Annotated in this window: 3 protein-coding genes; all 3 read left to right on the forward strand. The window is 66.8% G+C overall.

Annotation, left to right across the window (positions count from 1 at the left end; genetic code table 11):
* A partial coding sequence (locus APM_RS12220) for a methylated-DNA--[protein]-cysteine S-methyltransferase (RefSeq protein ID WP_007423689.1) occupies positions 1-232 on the forward strand: 232 nt, incomplete at its 5' end.
* Positions 233-268: 36 nt separating this feature from the next.
* Positions 269-1462, forward strand: coding sequence for an alanine--glyoxylate aminotransferase family protein (locus APM_RS12225; RefSeq protein WP_007423690.1), 1194 nt, complete (start codon positions 269-271; stop codon positions 1460-1462).
* Between the two features lie 270 nt (positions 1463-1732).
* A complete protein-coding gene (locus APM_RS12230) occupies positions 1733-2083 on the forward strand; it encodes a hypothetical protein (protein ID WP_241763152.1) in 351 nt (116 codons plus the stop codon).
* The last annotated feature ends 188 nt before the right edge of the window (positions 2084-2271 follow it).

Genomic DNA, 2271 nt, shown 5'->3' on the forward strand with positions numbered 1-2271 from the left:
GCTGAGCTATGGCGCCCTCGCCGCGCGGATTGGCCGGCCGCGCGCCGTCCGCGCCGTGGGGCTGGCCAATGGCGCCAATCCGGTCGCCATCGTCGTGCCGTGCCACCGCGTCACCGGCGCCGACGGATCGCTGACCGGCTATGCCGGCGGGCTGGAGCGCAAGCGCTGGCTGCTCGCGCACGAGGCGGCGATGCAACCGCGCGGGTGGGCAAACGCCGGCACTCCGGGGTAGGTTTCGGTATCGTCACCCCGGAAGGAAATGAGGCCGATGACCCCCGAGTCCCCCGCCCCCCGCAAGCCAGGCCGCCTGTTCTTCGCCAACCCCGGCCCGACCAACATTCCCGACTCCGTGCTGCGGGCGATGGACCGGCCGACGACCGATTTCATGAGCGCCGATTTCATCGAGGTCTATGACCGCGCGGTGGCGGGGCTGAAGCGGCTGCTGTTCACCACCGGCGAGGTGTTCATCTACACCTCCAGCGGCCACGGCGCCTGGGAGGCGACGCTGCAGAACCTGTTCTCGCCGGGTGACCACATCCTGATGCCGGAGGCCGGGTATTTCTCCCGCGTCTGGGGCGCGATGGCGCGCGCGCTCGGCCTCGAGGTCGAAATGCCGGAGGCCGACTGGCGGCGCGGCCCCGATATCGGCGCGATCGCGGAGCGTCTCGCCGCCGACACGGCGCACGAGATCAAGGCGATCTGCATCGTCCATAACGAGACCTCGACCGGTGTTGCCGTGCCGCTGCCCGAGATCCGCGCCGCACTCGACGCCGCCGGCCACCCGGCGCTGCTGCTCGCGGACACGATCTCCTCCTTCGGCTCGATCGAATTCCGCATGGCCGACTGGGGGATCGACGCCGTGGTGGGCGGCAGCCAGAAGGGGCTGATGCTGCCCGCCGGCCTCGCCTTCACCGCGGTGAGCGAAAAGGCGCTCGCCGCCCATGCCCAGGCGCGGCTGACGCGGTTCTATTTCGACTGGACCAGGATGATGGCGCGCCGGCACCGCAGCTTCACCGGCACCGTGCCGATCGCGCCGTTCTACGGCCTGCTGGAATCCGTGCGGCTGATCGAGGCGGAGGGGATCGAGGCGGTGTGGCGCCGGCATCACCGCCTCGCGGAAGCGACGCGGCGGGCGGTTTCGGTCTGGAGCGGGAACCAGGGCGTGGCCTTCTATTGCGCCGATCCGGCCAGGCGGTCGGATTCGGTGACGGCGATCCGCATGCCCGAGGGGCACGATGGCGAGGCGGTGCGGCGGATCGCCTATGACCGGTTCAACGTCTCGCTCGGCGCCGGGCTCGATCCGCTCGGCGGCAAGGTGTTCCGCATCGGCCATATGGGCGATCTCAACGAGGCGATGCTGCTCGGCACGCTCGGCGTGGTCGAGATGGCGCTGCGCCTCGCCCGCGTGCCGCACGCGCGCGGCGGCGTGGACGCGGCGATCGAATATCTCGGCGCCGGCTGAACCCGGCCCCGCCGGTTTCGATCACGAACTGTTTACAGGCAGGACATTTTGTGGGAGACCCGGTTCATCGAAGAATCGTAATGAAATGCTTTTCTAAAAGTCGAGGAATTTAATGTGATAATTATTTGTCAATTTTGATTTCCATCTGCCGCGACGGGCATGTCGTGTTTTCAGTATCGTGATGCCCGGCCGCGGCGATCCTTCCGATCAGTCACGCTTTTCAAGAAGAAGAATTTTCCCGTGAGAATCATTCAAAAGACTGCCCTGACGATGATCCCGCTGCTCGCGCTGGCCGGGTGCGGCCGGACCGGCCCCAGTCCGAAAGAGGCGAAGCAGGCGATCAAGGATCAGATCAACGCCGCGCTGCAAAAGGAAATGGCCGCCGCCGGCAGCAACGCCATGGCCCGGAGCATGGCCACCGACGTCGCCCATTCGGCGATTGCCGGGATCGACAAGATCAAGTTCAAGGCGGTTTCGTGCAAGTCCGCGGAGCAGGGCATCTTCAGGTGCCAGATCAAGTTGGCCGCGCCGGACGGCAGCACCGCCACCAAGCCCTTCGACTTCAGGAAGCATGACGGTCACTGGGAATATATCGTCCATCCGGCCGGCATTCTCCCTTAACGCACACGGAACAATCGACATGCAGATGAAACATCTCGCTGCTGCCGCCCTCGCGGCGGCAGCGCTCGCCGGCGGCTGCGCGCCAGCCTCCGCCGCCACGCCCGCGGCGAAGCCGGCCATTGACATCATGGGCATCAAGTTCGGCATGACACCCGCCGATGTGCGGCAGCTGATCGGCGCCCACAAGG

This window comes from Acidiphilium sp. PM, assembly GCF_000219295.1.
GTDB classification, from domain to species: Bacteria; Pseudomonadota; Alphaproteobacteria; order Acetobacterales; family Acetobacteraceae; genus Acidiphilium; species Acidiphilium multivorum.